This window comes from Sphingomonas epibiotica (assembly GCF_039615155.1).
GTDB lineage: Bacteria > Pseudomonadota > Alphaproteobacteria > Sphingomonadales > Sphingomonadaceae > Sphingomonas.
Map to the genome: position 1 here is coordinate 225,595 of NZ_JBDGHY010000007.1, position 15,510 is coordinate 241,104.

The 15,510-nt window shown below is 66.5% G+C and carries 15 protein-coding genes; 5 read left to right on the top strand and 10 right to left on the bottom strand.

Features of this window, described 5'->3' with window-relative positions; all coding sequences use genetic code 11:
- Positions 1–59 precede the first annotated feature (59 nt).
- The 6 genes from AAIO73_RS15305 to AAIO73_RS15330 all read right to left on the bottom strand — a co-directional run bounded on the left by AAIO73_RS15305 (position 60) and on the right by AAIO73_RS15330 (position 5,556).
- Positions 60–644, bottom strand: a complete 585-nt coding sequence (locus AAIO73_RS15305) for a TIGR02466 family protein (protein ID WP_345879059.1) — start codon at positions 642–644, stop codon at positions 60–62.
- Positions 645–682: 38 nt separating this feature from the next.
- Positions 683–1,588 carry a CE1 family esterase gene (locus AAIO73_RS15310; RefSeq protein WP_345879060.1) on the bottom strand — a complete coding sequence of 302 codons (906 nt, stop codon included), beginning with the start codon at positions 1,586–1,588 and terminating at the stop codon, positions 683–685.
- A gap of 222 nt (positions 1,589–1,810) precedes the next feature.
- The gene (locus AAIO73_RS15315) at positions 1,811–2,680 is read right to left on the bottom strand and encodes an AraC family transcriptional regulator (RefSeq protein WP_345879061.1); all 870 of its coding nucleotides are present in this window, start codon (positions 2,678–2,680) and stop codon (positions 1,811–1,813) included.
- Between the two features lie 117 nt (positions 2,681–2,797).
- Positions 2,798–3,364 (bottom strand): aminoacyl-tRNA hydrolase, encoded by a 567-nt coding sequence (gene pth, locus AAIO73_RS15320; protein WP_345879062.1) that lies wholly within the window; start codon positions 3,362–3,364, stop codon positions 2,798–2,800.
- Between the two features lie 389 nt (positions 3,365–3,753).
- Positions 3,754–4,422 carry a 50S ribosomal protein L25/general stress protein Ctc gene (locus AAIO73_RS15325; protein ID WP_345879171.1) on the bottom strand — a complete coding sequence of 223 codons (669 nt, stop codon included), beginning with the start codon at positions 4,420–4,422 and terminating at the stop codon, positions 3,754–3,756.
- Between the two features lie 276 nt (positions 4,423–4,698).
- A complete protein-coding gene (locus tag AAIO73_RS15330; RefSeq protein ID WP_345879063.1) occupies positions 4,699–5,556 on the bottom strand; it encodes a TraB/GumN family protein in 858 nt (285 codons plus the stop codon).
- A 124-nt stretch (positions 5,557–5,680) separates the two neighbouring features.
- On the opposite strand from AAIO73_RS15330, the gene AAIO73_RS15335 reads away from it, so the two are divergent.
- From AAIO73_RS15335 to AAIO73_RS15350, 4 genes are all read left to right on the top strand, one after another.
- The gene (locus AAIO73_RS15335) at positions 5,681–6,547 is read left to right on the top strand and encodes a glycine--tRNA ligase subunit alpha (protein ID WP_345879173.1); all 867 of its coding nucleotides are present in this window, start codon (positions 5,681–5,683) and stop codon (positions 6,545–6,547) included.
- A complete protein-coding gene (glyS, locus tag AAIO73_RS15340; RefSeq protein WP_345879064.1) occupies positions 6,544–8,769 on the top strand; it encodes a glycine--tRNA ligase subunit beta in 2,226 nt (741 codons plus the stop codon). The genes AAIO73_RS15335 and glyS overlap by 4 nt, the downstream gene beginning before the upstream one ends.
- Positions 8,770–8,870: 101 nt before the next feature.
- Positions 8,871–11,531, top strand: coding sequence for a pyruvate, phosphate dikinase (gene ppdK / locus AAIO73_RS15345; RefSeq protein ID WP_345879065.1), 2,661 nt, complete (start codon positions 8,871–8,873; stop codon positions 11,529–11,531).
- A 7-nt stretch (positions 11,532–11,538) separates the two neighbouring features.
- Positions 11,539–11,733, top strand: coding sequence for a hypothetical protein (locus AAIO73_RS15350; RefSeq protein ID WP_345879066.1), 195 nt, complete (start codon positions 11,539–11,541; stop codon positions 11,731–11,733).
- A 40-nt stretch (positions 11,734–11,773) separates the two neighbouring features.
- Here the strand turns inward: AAIO73_RS15350 and AAIO73_RS15355 are convergent, their stop codons facing one another.
- Entirely contained in the window at positions 11,774–12,382 is a 609-nt protein-coding gene (locus AAIO73_RS15355) for an NAD(P)-dependent oxidoreductase (RefSeq protein WP_345879067.1), read from the bottom strand.
- An 89-nt stretch (positions 12,383–12,471) separates the two neighbouring features.
- On the opposite strand from AAIO73_RS15355, the gene AAIO73_RS15360 reads away from it, so the two are divergent.
- On the top strand, positions 12,472–12,882 hold the full coding sequence (locus tag AAIO73_RS15360; RefSeq protein ID WP_345879068.1) for a winged helix-turn-helix transcriptional regulator: 411 nt from the start codon (positions 12,472–12,474) through the stop codon (positions 12,880–12,882).
- A 29-nt stretch (positions 12,883–12,911) separates the two neighbouring features.
- On the opposite strand, the gene AAIO73_RS15365 is transcribed toward AAIO73_RS15360, so the two are convergent.
- The 3 genes from AAIO73_RS15365 to AAIO73_RS15375 all read right to left on the bottom strand — a co-directional run bounded on the left by AAIO73_RS15365 (position 12,912) and on the right by AAIO73_RS15375 (position 15,505).
- The gene (locus AAIO73_RS15365; RefSeq protein ID WP_345879069.1) at positions 12,912–13,457 is read right to left on the bottom strand and encodes a helix-hairpin-helix domain-containing protein; all 546 of its coding nucleotides are present in this window, start codon (positions 13,455–13,457) and stop codon (positions 12,912–12,914) included.
- Positions 13,458–13,530: 73 nt separating this feature from the next.
- Positions 13,531–14,523, bottom strand: a complete 993-nt coding sequence (locus AAIO73_RS15370; protein ID WP_345879070.1) for a type II secretion system F family protein — start codon at positions 14,521–14,523, stop codon at positions 13,531–13,533.
- Between the two features lie 4 nt (positions 14,524–14,527).
- A complete protein-coding gene (locus AAIO73_RS15375; RefSeq protein ID WP_345879071.1) occupies positions 14,528–15,505 on the bottom strand; it encodes a type II secretion system F family protein in 978 nt (325 codons plus the stop codon).
- Positions 15,506–15,510: the final 5 nt, after the last annotated feature.

The following is a 15,510-nucleotide window of genomic DNA, read 5'->3' on the forward strand; positions in this document are numbered from 1 at the left end:
CAATCCCGGTGATGATGGAAAGTTCGCCCCTTAGCGGCTGCGGCCGGGCTTTGCAAAAGCTACCAGCGATAGTTGAAGCTGACGCTGATCCGTTCGCCCTTGCCGGCGTGCGGCATGACCTCATGCCGGAGCCAGCTTTCCCAGAGCAGGAGCGTGCCGGGCTGGGGCGCAACCGTCTCGAACGTGCCGGGGCGGGTGGGGGCGGCCATCAGCAACGGCAGCCGGGGATCCTCGAACCGGATGCCGCCCGCGCCCTCGGGCACGGCGACATAGATGGTGCCCGACACCACGCTGTGCGGGTGAAGATGCCCCGAATGGCCGCCGCCGGGCTTGAGCAGATTTACCCACAGGCTGTCGAGCTTCAGCTTGCGTCCGCCCAGTTCCATGCCGCAGGCAGCAGCGAACTTCGCGACATGGCGGTCGAGCACGCGCTTCAAATCGGTGAAGACCGGGTCGCGGAGCGGCAGGTCGTTCAAGGACGCGTAGGAGGTATAGCCGCGATAGCCATGCTCCTTCGACCAGCGGCGGCCGGCCATGTCTTCTTCCGCCAGCGCGCGGACCGAGGCGTCGAGATCGGCGACCAGCGCTTCGTCGGCAAGGGCGGCTTCGTAGAGCTGGGTCGGGAAGAGGGTGCGGACGGTCATGGGCGCGGCTTGGCCGATCGAACGCGCTTTGGGAAGGGTCAGCGGCGATGCTGCGACAGGAACGTCCAGAGTGCGTCGTTGTCGACGACCCAGCTATGCCCGCCGCCGACGGTCACCCGCCCGACCACGTCCGCGCCGTTCCTGCAGGCGGTGTAGCGTTCCTCATAGATTTTTGCCGCGACCCAGCGGGTTACGGGAGCGGCGATGCAGCGGTTGAGCGCGGCCCAGCGCTGTTCGGCGGCGTGCATGGTGTAGGACCAGTATTTCGCGCCGCCGCCCTGGATCGGGTTGGTGGTGTCGGCGTCGCCGGCAAAGGCGATGACCGGCACGGGGCGCGAGGGTCGGCAGGTGGCCGGATCGGGACGGCTGGGGTCGCTGGTTAGCGGATTGCCGGCGCGCAGGCCGACGACCGGGGCGATGGCGGCGAAGCGGTCGGCGGCGACGCAGCCGAGCCATGACGTCATCCGCCCGCCGCCCGACAGGCCGGTGGCATAGACGCGGCTGGGGTCAATGCAGCCGGCGCTGGCAAGTTGGTCGATCAGGGCCCCCAGGAAGGCGACATCGTCTGGGGCGTCGGGGCCAGGGATGGTGCCGGCGACGGTCGGCACACCGGGGATGTTCCAGACGAAGCCCTGTTCATGCCGGATGCCGGCATCGGGGGCGGCAACGACGAAGCCGTGCCGGTCCGAAGCCGCGGCGAGGTTCGAATCACGCAGCATCGCCGCACCGGTGCCGCCGCTGCCGTGGAGCAGGATGACCAGCGGGGCAGGGCGTGCCGGATCGAAGCCTGGCGGCAGGTGCAGCAGCACCGAACGCACGCCGTCGCCGATCGCAATTGTCTGCGTCGTTCCCGATGGCGCGGCGACGCAGCGCGGCACCGCCTGCGCGACGGTGCCGGTCAGCAGCAAGAACAGGAATGCGAGCCATTGCAACGGTTTGGGCATGGTCCTCCCTTTACTGGACCGACCGGCGACGGGGCAAGTCGGGCCCAAAGTTCACGAAGTTCACACTCGTACCATGTTTCTCGCCTTTCTCTTCCATCTCGTCCGGACGGCAGTGACAGGATGGGCGAAGAGACTGGCGACCGGAAAGCATGACGACCGCAGCGGGTGTAGGAAAGCGGTTTCGCCGGCATCGGTGCGGTCGCTCCGGCGACCCTGCGCGTGCTAGCGTAACGGGAGGAACAGGTCGGTGATCGCTTCGGCCTCCGGCACGTCGGGAAAGAAGCTGACTCGCTGGCAGAATAAGGGGAAGTCGCGCAGTTCCTCTCCGCTGTCCGGCAGCCAGTCGCGGTAGAGGTGGAGGGCGGCGGCCTCCAGATCGTCGCTGCGCCCGGTCACCCGCAGCACCGCGCAGCGGCCGGCGGGTATGATCGAACGGGTCATGCCGTCGCCTTCGGGAAAGGCGCGATCGGTGCCGACGCACAGGTCGATGCGGACCGGCTCCGCCGCCGGGTCGGTGGGATCGCTGTGGAAGATATTGAACGTCGGAGTGTCGGCGGGCGACAGGCGGTTGGCGCGACGCCAGGCGATGAAGCGGCGGATGGTGTCACCGATCAGGGCCATCTCGCCATCGTGGCGCAGGACCGCGACCGGGGTAGCGGGGAAGTCGCGGATGGCAACGGGGGCGAAATGCTGCATCGTTCGGTTCCTCAGATCGTCGAGCGGCAGGAGCGCCGCGCGCCATTGCGCCCAGTCGGGCGCGGAACGGAAATCGGACGGGGACTGGCCGAAGCGCTTGCGAAACGCGCGGGCAAAGGCGTCGGGCGCGTCATATCCCGCGTCGATCGCGACGTCGGTGATCCGATCGGCATCGCGATAGGCGAGTCGATACGAAGCGCGTTTCAACCGGGCGAGCTGGACATAGCGATGCACCGACAGGCCGAAGCAGGCGGCGAACTGCCGGTGGAAATGATATTTGGAGAAGGCCGCGACCGCGCTGACGGTCGCCAGGTCCAGTTCGTCGTCGAGATGCCGTTCGATATGGTCGAGCGCGCGGCGCATGCGGTCGTGATAGTTGCGCTGTGCCGGCGTCATGTCCGTTCCTTGTCTTGGCGGGCCGTGGGTAGCCGGGACTCGGGTGCGGTGCTCGACCGATATTGCGATTTGATGGAGCCTGGCGCTCCCCTCCCGTCCAGGGCGGGGAGTAAGGAATCACCCCATCCGGCGCGCGACCTCGTTCATGAAGCGCACGTCGTCGCTCGCCGCCAACCATGGCGCCTCGGCGGCGACCGCGCCGAGCAGGTCCGTCAGGTCGTCCAGCTCGGCCTTGGCGAAGTTGCCGAGGACATAGGGGCTGACCCGGTCCTTGTGGCCCGGATGGCCGATGCCGAGGCGGATGCGGCGGAAGTCGGGGCCGATATGCGCGTCGGTCGAGCGCAGGCCGTTATGCCCGGCATGCCCGCCGCCGGTCTTCACCTTCAGCTTGAACGGGGCGAGGTCGAGTTCGTCGTGGAAGACGGTGACGTCGGCGGCCGTCAACTTGTAGAAGCGCATCGCTTCGCCGACCGAGCGGCCGCTTTCGTTCATATAGGTGCCGGGTTTCAGCAGCAGGATTTTCTGCGTGCCGATCCGTCCTTCCTGAATCCAGCCTTGGAAGGCGCGCTTCGGCGCGGCGAAGCCATGGACCTCGGCGATCGCGTCCACCGCCATGAATCCGATATTGTGGCGGTGCATCGCATATTGCGGGCCGGGATTGCCGAGGCCGATCCAGAGTTGCATCGCTTGGGTCCTTCGGAATGGGGGTGGCGGCGCTATAAACGTCATTCGGGCGTAGGCGAGACCTCTGCGAAAGTCGCTCGATCGCCTGAAATCTGCCGTACCCCGGCGAAGGCCGGGGTCCAGTTGGGAAGGCTTTTCCATACCTTGCCGACGTCCCCCCAACTGGGCCCCGGCCTTCGCCGGGGCACAAGAAGGGACTTTCGCAGAGGTCTCGCGCATGGGGGAATCCATATGCGCCGGCGTCGGGAAAAGAAGCGCAGGCGTTGCGTCTATGGATCCCCGCCTGCGCGGGGACGACGATGGGGAGGAGCGGGAAAGCCCCCAAACGCAAAGGAGCGGGACGACCTCGGCCATCCCGCTCCTTCGTAACGCCGGACAGGCGGGGCGGATCAGCCCTCGGCCTTGTCCTCGGCTTCGTCGGCCTCGGCAGCGGCTTCGGCCGACTGCGCTTCGGCGACTTCGGCGTCGAGCGCCTCGTCCTCGGCGGTCAGCGTGGTCGGCGGCGTGATGGTCGCGACGGTCACGGCGTCTTCGGCGGTCGCTTCGGCGCCGTTCGGCAGCGTCACGTCCGACAGGTGGATCGATTCGCCGACTTCGCGGCCGGTCAGGTCGACGACGATCTCGGTCGGGATGTTCGACGCTTCGACGGTCAGTTCGATCTCGTGGGTCACGACGTTGAGCACGCCGCCGTCACGCTTGATGCCGGGCGCGTCGTCTTCGTTGGTGAACACCACCGGCACGGCGACGGTCACGGTCGCATCCTTGGCGATGCGCAGGAAGTCGACATGGATCGGCTGGTCGGTGACGACGTCGAAAGCGACGTCCTTGGCCAGCGTGCGCACCTTGGTACCACCGACGTCGACCATGATGACCGAGTTCATGAAGTGGCCGGTCATCAGCTGCTTCATCAGTTCACGGGCGTTCAGGTGGATGCCCTGCGGATCCTGCTTGTTGCCATAGATCACGGCGGGGACGCGGCCATCGCGACGCAGGGCACGGGAGGCTCCCTTGCCTGCCCGATCGCGCGTCTCGGCCGACAGGTGCAGCGTGTCGCTCATCATGTCTTCCTTAGAAACGGTGTTTGTGTGTCTTGCGCGGCCGGGCCTCCAGGGATGACCCCGGCACGAACAAGCGCGGGCCCTTAGGGGAGTTCGGGGGGAAAGGCAAGGTTGGTTGCTCCTGTTCCCCAGCTCCCCGTTTGCTTCGAGCGGAGGTTCGAGCCTGTCGAGAACCGTAGTCTAGAAGGGGGTGCCGCAGGAGACGCCTTCTCGACGGACGCTTCTCGACAAGCTCGAAGCTGCTCGAACCGAACGGGGGGTGGGGAAGCGGGGGGATTACTGCACGCGCTTCACCTCGATCCCCAACCCTTGCAACCTTTGCGGCACGCTGCCCGGCCCGGTCAGATGCCCCGCGCCGACCGCGACGAAGCGCGTGCCCGGCTGGCGCATCCACTTGGCGATCGTCTTCGCCCATGCCGCATTGCGCCGGTCGAGCAGCGCGGTGCGGACCGCCGGGCCGGCTTCGGCCATGTCGCTGGCGAGCAACCGATTGAGCGTGGCGACGTCGCCCTTGCCCCAGGACGCGACCACCCGGTCCATCACCGGCACCGGATCGCGATCGTCGAGGACGCGCGTGAGCATCGTGCGCTGGGCCGGTTGCGGCAGGGCGGCGAAGATGCCGAGCTGGCCGTCGAGCGTTTCCAGCGGCTCGATCGCGGTGCCGCTGCGATCGGCGAGCCGCGCCAGCAGCGTTTCGGGGGCGGGGCCGGGACTGTAACCCGCGCGGGAGAGCGGTTGCGCCGCCAACGTGGTCGCCGCGAACCAGGGATCGGTCGCGTCGAACGCCTGCGCGGGAAAGCCGAGTTCGTGCGCCCGCTTGCGCAGGCGGCGGTCCAGCTCGGGCGGCAACGGGGCCGGTTTGACCGGGGTGACCTTCACCAGCGCTTCCGTCATCGCGTCGGGCGTGGTCGGTGCGATTTCGAGAGTCAGTACGTCGCTGTCGGCGAACGCCTTTGCGACGGGGCCAGTGAGCCATGGCGTACCCCGCCGCAACTGATGCACCGTGCCGAACAGCCAGATCGTCGTATCCCCATCGCGCGCGACCCATAGCGCCGGGGCAAGCGCCGCCGGGGCGGCGACCGGGCTGGCGAGGGAGAGCCAGCACAAAAAGGCGAGGAACGCGCGGACCGACATGCCCCCGGCTTAGCGGGGCGGAGCGCCCGGCGGCAACCTTGACCCGCGCTCCACCCAAGGGCTAGGCGCGGTGGCTCTTGCACCAATAGGCGAAACCATGTCCGCCCCGCTCAGCTTCCAGAAAATGATCCTGACACTCCATGACTATTGGAGCGATCGGGGCTGCGTCATCCTGCAACCCTACGACATGCGGATGGGGGCGGGGACGTTCCACCCAGCGACCACGCTGCGCGCGCTGGGGCCCGACCCGTGGAATGCGGCGTTCGTCCAGCCCTCGCGCCGGCCGACCGACGGGCGCTATGGCGAGAACCCCAACCGGTTGCAGCATTATTATCAGTATCAGGTAATCCTGAAGCCTTCGCCGCCGGATCTGCAGGAACTGTATCTCGGCTCGCTGGCCGCCATCGGCATCGACTTCACGCAGCACGATATCCGCTTCGTCGAGGATGACTGGGAATCGCCGACGCTGGGCGCGTGGGGGCTTGGCTGGGAAGTGTGGTGCGACGGGATGGAAGTCACCCAATTCACCTATTTCCAACAGATGGGCGGGTATGACTGCAAGCCGGTCGCGGGCGAGCTGACCTATGGGTTGGAGCGGCTGGCCATGTATATCCAGGACAAGGACAGTGTGTACGACCTTGCGTTCAATGACGCGGGCGTCACCTATGGCGACGTTTTTCTCGAAAACGAGCGGCAAATGTCGAAATGGAATTTCGAGGTCGCCGATACCGATAGCCTGTTCGATTTGTTCAAGAAGGCGGCGGCCGAGTGCGAGAATGCGCTAGCCAACGACGTGCCGATCGCGGCCTATGAACAGGCGATCGAGGCGAGCCATGTCTTCAACCTGCTGAACGCGCGCGGGGTGATCTCCGTGGCCGAGCGGCAGGCCTATATCGGGCGGGTGCGCGATCTGGCGAAAGCATCGTGCGCGAAGTTCATCGAGACGCAGACGCCGGCCTGGCAGGCCAAGTTTCCGGGGTGGGTGGCATGACCGATTTCCTGCTCGAACTGCGGTCGGAAGAGATTCCCGCGCGGATGCAGGCCAAGGCCCGCGAAGACCTGTCGAAGCTGTTCGTCGGTGAGCTGGGCAAGGCGGGGATCGCGGCGGGGCGGATCTCGACCTATGCGACGCCCCGGCGGCTGGTGCTGATCGCGCACGATCTGCCCGAGCGTACCGAGCCGGTGCACGAAGAGGTGAAGGGGCCGCGTGCCTCCGCCCCGCCCCAGGCGCTGGAAGGGTTTCTGCGCAAGACCGGGCTGACGCGCGAGGCGCTGACCGAACGTGACGGCGTGCTGTTCGCGGTGACCGAGATGCCGGGGCGCGAGACGGCGCAGGTGCTGGCGGCGGCGATCCCGGCGATCGTGCGCGCCTTCCCGTGGCCCAAGTCGATGCGCTGGGGTGCGGCGTCGCTCAGCCCGGAGTCCCCACGTTGGGTACGGCCGTTGCAGGGCATAGTCGCGCTGTTCGGCAGCGAGGTGGTGCCGTGCGAGGTCGCGGGCGTGACGAGCGGGGCGGTGACGCTGGGCCATCGTTTCCACCACCCAGGTGCGATCACCATCGGGTCGGCGGCGGACTATGTCGAGAAGCTGCGTGCGTGCCATGTGATCGTCGATCAGGACGAACGCGCGGCGATCATCGCGGTCGGTGCCAAGATGGCGGCGCAGGGGGCGGGCCTTTCGCTCGTCGAGGATGAAGGGCTGCTGGCGGAAAATGCCGGGCTGACCGAATGGCCGGTGCCGTTGATCGGGCGCTTCGACGAAGCGTTTTTGGCCGTGCCGCCCGAGGTGATCCAGCTGACCGCGCGGGTGAACCAGAAATATTTCGTGTGCCGCGATGGCGACGGCAAGCTGGCGAACGCGTTCGTCTGTACCGCCAATATCGATGCGGCGGATGGCGGCGAGCGGATCGTCGCGGGCAATGCCAAGGTGCTGGCGGCGCGGCTGTCGGATGCGAAGTTCTTCTATGAGACCGATCTGAAGACGCGGCTGGAGGACCAGTTGCCGAAGCTCGACAAGATCGTGTTTCACGAGAAGCTGGGCACGGTTGCCGACAAGGTCGAGCGGGTCGCGAAACTGGCGCGGTGGCTGGTCGAGAGTGGCGTCGTAAAGCCCTCTCCACTTCAGGGGAGAGGGTTGGGAGAGGGCGCTTCCACTGAAGCTCCGTCGCCTGCGGACAGTCCCCTCTCCCCGACCCTCTCCCTTGAAGGGGAGAGGGAGTTGGCCGACATGGCCGAGCGCGCCGCGCGGCTCGCCAAGGCCGATCTGGTCACCGGCATGGTCGGCGAGTTCCCCGAATTGCAGGGGCTGATGGGCGGCTATTACGCCGCCGCGCAGGGCGAACCCCGCCAAGTCGCCGAAGCGGTGCGCGATCATTACAAGCCGGTCGGGCAGGGCGATGACGTTCCGACCGCGCCGGTGACGGTTGCGGTGGCGCTGGCCGACAAGCTCGACAGCATCGTCCAGTTCTTTGCGGTCGGGTTGAAGCCGAGCGGATCGAAGGACCCGTTCGCGCTGCGTCGGTCGGCATTGGGCGTGCTAGCGTTGCTGCTCGACAATGGTGTTCGCGTGTCGCTGTCGAAGGCGACGGCGGCCGCAGGTGCGACCGCGCATGAGGATGTCCTCGACTTCTTCGCCGACCGCCTGAAGGTCCAGCAGCGCGAGGCGGGTGTCCGTCACGACCTGATCGACGCCGTGTTCGCGCTGGGCGGCGAGGACGATCTCGTCCGCCTCCTCGCGCGCGTCCATGCGTTGCAGGCGTTCGTCACGACCGAGGACGGGGCGAACCTGCTTGCCGGGTACAAGCGCGCGGCGAATATCCTGAAGAAGGAAGCGCCGGGGACCAGCAAGCACATCCCCGAAACCGGCGAGGAAGACCCGCTGGCTGAGGTCGAAGATCCCGACTTCGCGCCGATCGTCGCCGAATATGCCCGGACCGAGCGCGAGAAGCGCGACTATGACCGCGAGCCGGCGGAAGCCGCACTGATCGCGGCGCTCGACGCGGCCGAGCCGCGCGCGGAGACGGCGATCGCGGCCGAGGATTTCGCCGGGGCGATGGCGGCGCTGGCGTCGCTGCGCGCGCCGATCGACGCGTTCTTCACCGACGTGACGGTCAACGATGCCGACCCGCACAAGCGCACTGCGCGGCTCGCGCTGCTGGCGCGGGTGCGCGATGCGGTACACCGGGTTGCCGATTTCTCGAAAATTGAGGGCTGACCTGTCGGTTTAACCCGTTTAACGGGACGTAAGGGCGACGCCCGATCGAATCAGATACCCCGACGCGGGACCACCCGCGCGGAGAGCATGGGGAACGAGCAATGACGCAATATGTCTATCGCTTCGGCGGCGGGGTTTCGGACGGCGGATCGGGCGACAAGGTGTTGCTGGGCGGCAAGGGCGCGAACCTCGCCGAAATGGCGTCGATCGGGCTGCCGGTGCCGCCGGGCTTCACCATCGCGACGACGATGTGCACGCGCTATTACGAGGAAGGGCAGACCTTTCCGGAAAGCGTACAGGACGAGGTGAAGACCGGCATCGCCCATATCGAGGGTGTGACGGGCAAGCGGTTCGGTGACGCTGCCGACCCGCTGCTGGTCTCGGTCCGCTCGGGCGCCCGCATTTCGATGCCGGGCATGATGGACACCGTGCTGAACCTAGGCCTGAACGACGAGACGGTCGAAGGGCTGGCGACCGTGTCCGACGACGCGCGCTTCGCATGGGACAGCTATCGCCGCTTCATCCAGATGTATTCGGACGTGGTGCTCGAACTCGACCATGGCCGGTTCGAGGAAGCGCTGGAAATCGCGAAGGAAGATCGCGGTTACTATCTCGACACCGACCTGACCGCCGATGACTGGCGCGCATTGGTCGCGCAGTACAAGGACATCGTCGTCGAACTGTGGGGCAAGCCGTTCCCGCAGGACGTGCATGACCAGCTATGGGGCGCGATCGGCGCGGTGTTCGGGTCGTGGCAGGCGGACCGGGCGAAGGTCTATCGCCGGTTGAACGACATTCCGGGCGACTGGGGCACGGCGGTCAACGTGCAGGCGATGGTGTTCGGCAATATGGGCGATACGTCGGCGACCGGCGTCGCCTTCACCCGCGACCCTTCGACCGGCGACAATGCCTATTATGGCGAATTCCTCATCAACGCGCAGGGCGAGGACGTGGTCGCGGGCATCCGCACGCCGCAGTACCTGACCACCGCCGCCCGCGCGGCAGCGAACGCCAAGCCGCTGTCGATGGAAGAGGCGATGCCCGACGCCTATGCCGAACTGGCGGCAGTGTTCGACCGGCTGGAGCGGCATTACCGCGACATGCAGGACATCGAATTCACGGTGCAGCAGGGCAAGCTGTGGATGCTGCAGACCCGGTCGGGCAAGCGCACCGCGAAGGCGGCGCTGAAGATCGCGGTCGACATGGCCGAGGAAGGGTTGATCTCGCGCGAGGAAGCGATCGCGCGCGTCGACCCGCAGGCGCTCGACCAGCTACTCCACCCGACGCTTGATCCGAAGGCGGCACGCGACGTGCTGACCAAGGGGCTGCCGGCCTCGCCCGGTGCGGCGAGCGGCATCGCGGTGTTCGACAGCGACACGGCGGAACGGCGCGCCAATGCCGGTGATGCGGTGATCCTGATCCGCACCGAAACTTCGCCGGAAGACATTCACGGCATGCACGCGGCGCGCGGCATCCTGACGGCGCGCGGCGGCATGACCAGCCACGCGGCGGTCGTCGCACGCGGCATGGGTCGGCCGTGCGTGTCGGGCGCAGGCAGCATCTCGATCGATGCCAAGGCGGGGGTGATGAAGGTCGCCGGCCGCGAGATTCGCGAGGGCGATATCGTCACCATCGACGGCGCGACCGGCGAAGTGATGGCGGGTGCCGTCGCAACCGTACAGCCCGAACTGGCCGGCGATTTTGGCACGCTGATGGAATGGGCCGATGGCGTCCGTCGCCTGAAGGTGCGTACCAACGCCGAAACCCCGCTTGATTGCCGCACCGCGCGCGATTTCGGTGCCGAAGGCATCGGGCTGTGCCGCACCGAGCACATGTTCTTCGAACAGTCGCGGATCACCGCCGTGCGGCAGATGATCCTGGCGGAGGATGAGGCCGGGCGGCGTGTGGCGCTCGACAAGCTGCTGCCCGAACAGCGCAGCGATTTCGTCGAGATTTTCGAGGTGATGGTCGGGCTGCCCTGCACCATCCGCCTGCTCGATCCGCCGCTCCACGAATTCCTGCCGCATGCCGAAGCCGAGTTCGCCGAAGTGGCGCAGGCGGCGGGAATCGAGGTCGAGCAGTTGAAGCGCCGTGCCGCCGAACTGCACGAGTTCAACCCGATGCTCGGCCATCGCGGCTGCCGGCTGGGCGTTACATACCCTGAAATCTACGAAATGCAGGCCCGCGCGATCTTCGAAGCGGCGGTGATCGTCGCGGAGAAGTCGGGTGAGGCGCCGATCCCAGAGGTCATGATCCCGCTGGTCGGTACCAAGCGCGAGCTGGAACTGATGAAGACGGTCGTCGACAAGGCGGCGCAGGCGGTGTTCGCCGACAAGGGGCGGACGATCGAATATCTGGTCGGTACGATGATCGAACTGCCGCGCGCCGCGCTGAAGGCCGGAGAAATCGCCGAGGCCGGGCAGTTCTTCTCGTTCGGGACCAACGACCTGACGCAGACGACGCTGGGCGTGAGCCGCGACGATGCCAGCCGCTTCCTCGGCGCCTATGTCGAAAAGGGCATCTATGCGCGCGACCCGTTCGTCTCGATCGATGTCGAGGGCGTGGGTGAGCTGATCGAACTGGCCGCCGAGCGCGGGCGCAAGACGCGGCCCGAGATCAAGCTGGGCATCTGCGGCGAACATGGCGGCGATCCGGCGTCGATCGCCTTCTGCGAAAAGGTCGGGTTGGACTATGTGTCGGCCAGCCCCTATCGCGTGCCGATCGCCCGATTGGCGGCGGCACAGGCCGCGTTGCAGAAGTGAGAAGCATATGACGAACGATGCGGCACGGGTGACGAAGGACGGCTATGACCGTATCGGCCCGTTCCATCCGGCGTTCGTCTGGGGCGCGGTGATCGTGTTCGACCTGCTCGTCGTGCTGGCGCTGCTGCTGGCAGTGACCAAGATCGGCGACAAGGTCGAGGATGTGGTGTTCCCCGGCGGTCCGGAGTGGGTGACGTTCTGATCGCTACCCGCCCCGGCCGGAACCGGGGCGGGTGGCAACATCAATAGGCGGCGGTAAAGCGGGCGCGGGGGTGGCGATGCGCCTCCAGTTCGTCGACCATCGCGATGGCATAGTCCGCGAAGCTGATCCGGCTGACCCCGGCATCGTCAGTGAGGAGGGTATCGGTACCGAGCCGGTACTGGCCGGTGCGCTCGCCAGCCTCGAACAGCGCGGCGGGCGAGAAGAAGGTCCAGTCGATATCCTCGACCGAGCGCAGCGCGTCGAGAAAGGCGATGCCGCCCATCGCGAACGCGCGCCATTCGGCCGGGAAGTCGGGCGAGTCGATCAAGCGAACGCCGGGCGCGACTTCGAGGCTGGCGGCGCCGCCGGTGACGAGCAGTCGACCGACCCCCGCCTGCCGCAATGCCGTGAGCAGGGTGTCGGCGGTGACGTCGAAATGCAGCGCGCTGATGACAGCATCGGTGCCCAAGATCAGCGTCGCGAGCGCGGCGGGATCGTGTGCGTCACCCGCGATCCGGGACACCCGCGGCAGATCGGGGATCGCGTCCGGCTTGCGCGCGATTGCGTACACGTCATGCCCCCGACGCGCCAGTTCGCGGACGATTTCGGATCCCGCATTGCCGCTCGCGCCCAGTACCGCAACTTTCATCCTCGGTCTCCTATGGTAACCATTGGTGACTAGGTGCTATGTCGGTACCGGTGACGCAAGACGGTACTTTTCCGATACCCGGTATCCTGATGGAAACCGCATCTCCGAGGGGCGACGTGTTCGCTGCCGATTGTCCGACGCGACTGTTGCTTGACCGGATCGGCGACAAATGGAGCGTGCTGATACTGTTGCTGCTGGGCGAACGGCCGTGGCGGTTCAACGACCTGAAGCGGCGCATCGCGGGGGTTTCGCAGAAGATGCTGAGCGAGACGTTGCGGACATTGGAACGCGACGGGCTGGTGACGCGGCAGGTCGTCGCCACCAAGCCGGTCAGTGTCAGCTATGCGATCGCGCCGCTGGGTGGCGAACTGATCGATGCGTTGCGGGCGTTGATGACCTGGTCCGAACAACGCATCGACGCGGTGACGGCTGCCCAGCAGGCCTATGACGCGCGTGAGGCGATTGCCGCGCAAAACTGCTCGGCACCGGACCAGTCGTAAAGGTACCGATGAATTCGGGTCGCTGGGCCTCAGCCCCAGCGGCCATGGTGATCGTCGTCGCGCCCTTCGCGCAGCATCGCCGCCTGCTCGCGCCAATGTTCGGCATCGATGGTGCCGGGCCGGAGACGCAGATCATCCTCCAGCGCGCGTTCGTCGGCTTCGCTCAATCCCTCGATGGCGCGATAGGTCTTGATGCCACGCTGGCCGAGGGCGTGTTCGAGATCGGCGTCGATGCCGCGGATACGCGACAGATTGTCGCGGCCCCAGCCGAAGAAGCCGCTGCCGTGGCCGGTGCTCGCCGCCACCCCGCTGGCCGCTGCGGCGGTGGAGGGGGTCGTCGCGGTGGTGCGTTCCTTCAGAAGACGGTCGCGTTCCGCCTCGACCTCCTGCAACCGCGCATCGCGGGTCTTCACGTCGTTCGCGACTTCGGCGCGATACGCCTTGTGCGCGGCTTCCTCATCACGGAACCGCTGCTTCCATTTCTTGCCGCCCGAAGAGGAGGCAAGGCCGAAGAACCAGCCGGCGAGGAGGACGAGCGCGAGAACCGCGAATTGGGTCGGCGTCTGGAACAGCATGTGCGGGCCCCTTCGGTGATTACGGGGCGACAACGGTCGGGCGGGAGCGGCGTTCCGCCGCCGCCCGGCCGCGCTATTTGCTGAACGCGTCGCTGATGCTGCAGGCGGCGGGGCCAAGGATGACGACGAACAGCGTCGGCAGGATGAACAGGATCAGTGGAACGGTCATGATCGCGGGCAGCCGAGCCGCCTTCTCCTCGGCGCGCATCATGCGTTCGTTGCGGAATTCGGCGGAGAGGACGCGCAGTGCGCTGGCGAGCGGGGTGCCGTATTTTTCGGTCTGGATCATGGTCGTCACCACACCCTTCACCGCATCCAGATTGATACGCAGCGCAAGGTTTTCGAACGCCTGACGCCGTTCGGTCAGGAACCCCAGCTCGATCGCGGTCAGCGAGAATTCCTCGCCCAGTTCGGGATAGGCGCGGCCCAGTTCGCGCGCGACGCGGGTGAAGGCGGCATCGACGGTCAAGCCTGCCTCGGCACAGATGACCAGCAGGTCGAGCGCGTCTGGCAGCCCTTTGCGGATCGCATCCGAACGTTTGGTGATACGGTTCTTGAGATAGATATCCGGCGCCTTGTAGCTCAGGATCAGCGTGCCGGCGACGAGGGCATAGGCCTTGAGCGGCGACCAGTCGGCGAAACTGTCGGTGCCATAGACGATGTAGATCATCGGCAGGCCGAACAGGATCGGCAGCATCAGCCGGCCGAAGATGACCGCGACCGCCCAGTCCTTCGACCGGATGCCGGCCTGCATCAGTTTCAGCTGCGCGGCCTTGAGCTGCGAATCCTGCAACACCTTCATCGAGACGAGCAGGTCGCGGATGCGATCGGTCGCCTCGTTCTTCTGCACCAGCTTGGCGCGACGCTTGCTGGTCGAGGCGGTGATGCCGGCCTTGAGCTGTTCGCGGCGGTCGTTCAGCGCCTTGACCCGGCGCGCCATCGGATCGCGGACCGATGTCGCGACATAGAGGGCGACCAGCATCGACAGGACGGCGATACCCGACAGGATCGTCGCGACGCTGGCGGCGTCGAAACCGAATATGGACGAGGCGGGGCCAGTCAGCATCGCATCAAATCTCGAAATTGACCATTCTGGACATGATGAACGCGCCGATCACCATCCACAGCACGCCGCCCGCGCCGATCATCATCAGCCGCGGATCGACGAAAAAACTCTGCATGTAGCGGCCGTTGATGGTCCAGATCAGCGCGAAGACGATGAACGGCAGCGACCCGACGATATAGGCCGACGCCTTGGATTCGGACGACATCGCCTTGATCTTCAGCTTCATCTGCGCGCGCTTGCGCAGCACGTCGGCGAGATTGGCGAGCGTTTCGGCGAGGTTGCCGCCGGTTTCGCGCTGGATGGCGATGGTTATCATGAAGAACTGGAATTCGGGCGTGCCGAGCCGATCGGCGGTTTCCTGTAACGCGGCGTCGAGCGTGCGGCCAATCTTCATCCGGTCGCTGACCATGCGGAATTCCTCGCCGACCGGACCATCGATCTCCTGACCGACGACGGTGATCGTCTCGGTGATCGGCAGGCCGGAGCGGAGGCCGCGGACCAGCAATTCTATCGCGTCGGGAAACTTTGCGGTGAAGCGGGCGATGCGGCGCTTGATGAAATAGCTGACGACCAGATGCGGCAGGCCGAGCCCGACCGACAGCGCCATCAGCAGCGCCATCAGGACCGGCAGTCCCTGGAACCACAGATATCCGAACAGGACGATGGTCACGCCCAGCGTCGCCTGTCCATATTGGGCGAGGGTCCAGTTGCGGCCGGTGCGTTGCAGCCGCAGTTGCAGCCGTTCGACATTGGGGAGCAGTCGGGCTGCGGCGCGGTCGCCGCGCGTCGCGTTGCGGTTGCCGATCCGGCGCATCTGCGCCTCCATCGCCGTCGTGCTGGCAGAGGAGGAATGGCGTTCGCGCACGGCGAGCAGCCGGCGGTTGCGGGCGCGTTCGCCCGATGGACCGGAAAAGGCGAGCGCGAGCATCCCCAGCGCGAGCAGCGCGCCCATGCCCAAGAGCAGGATCGGCAGGATCGCCATCGCCG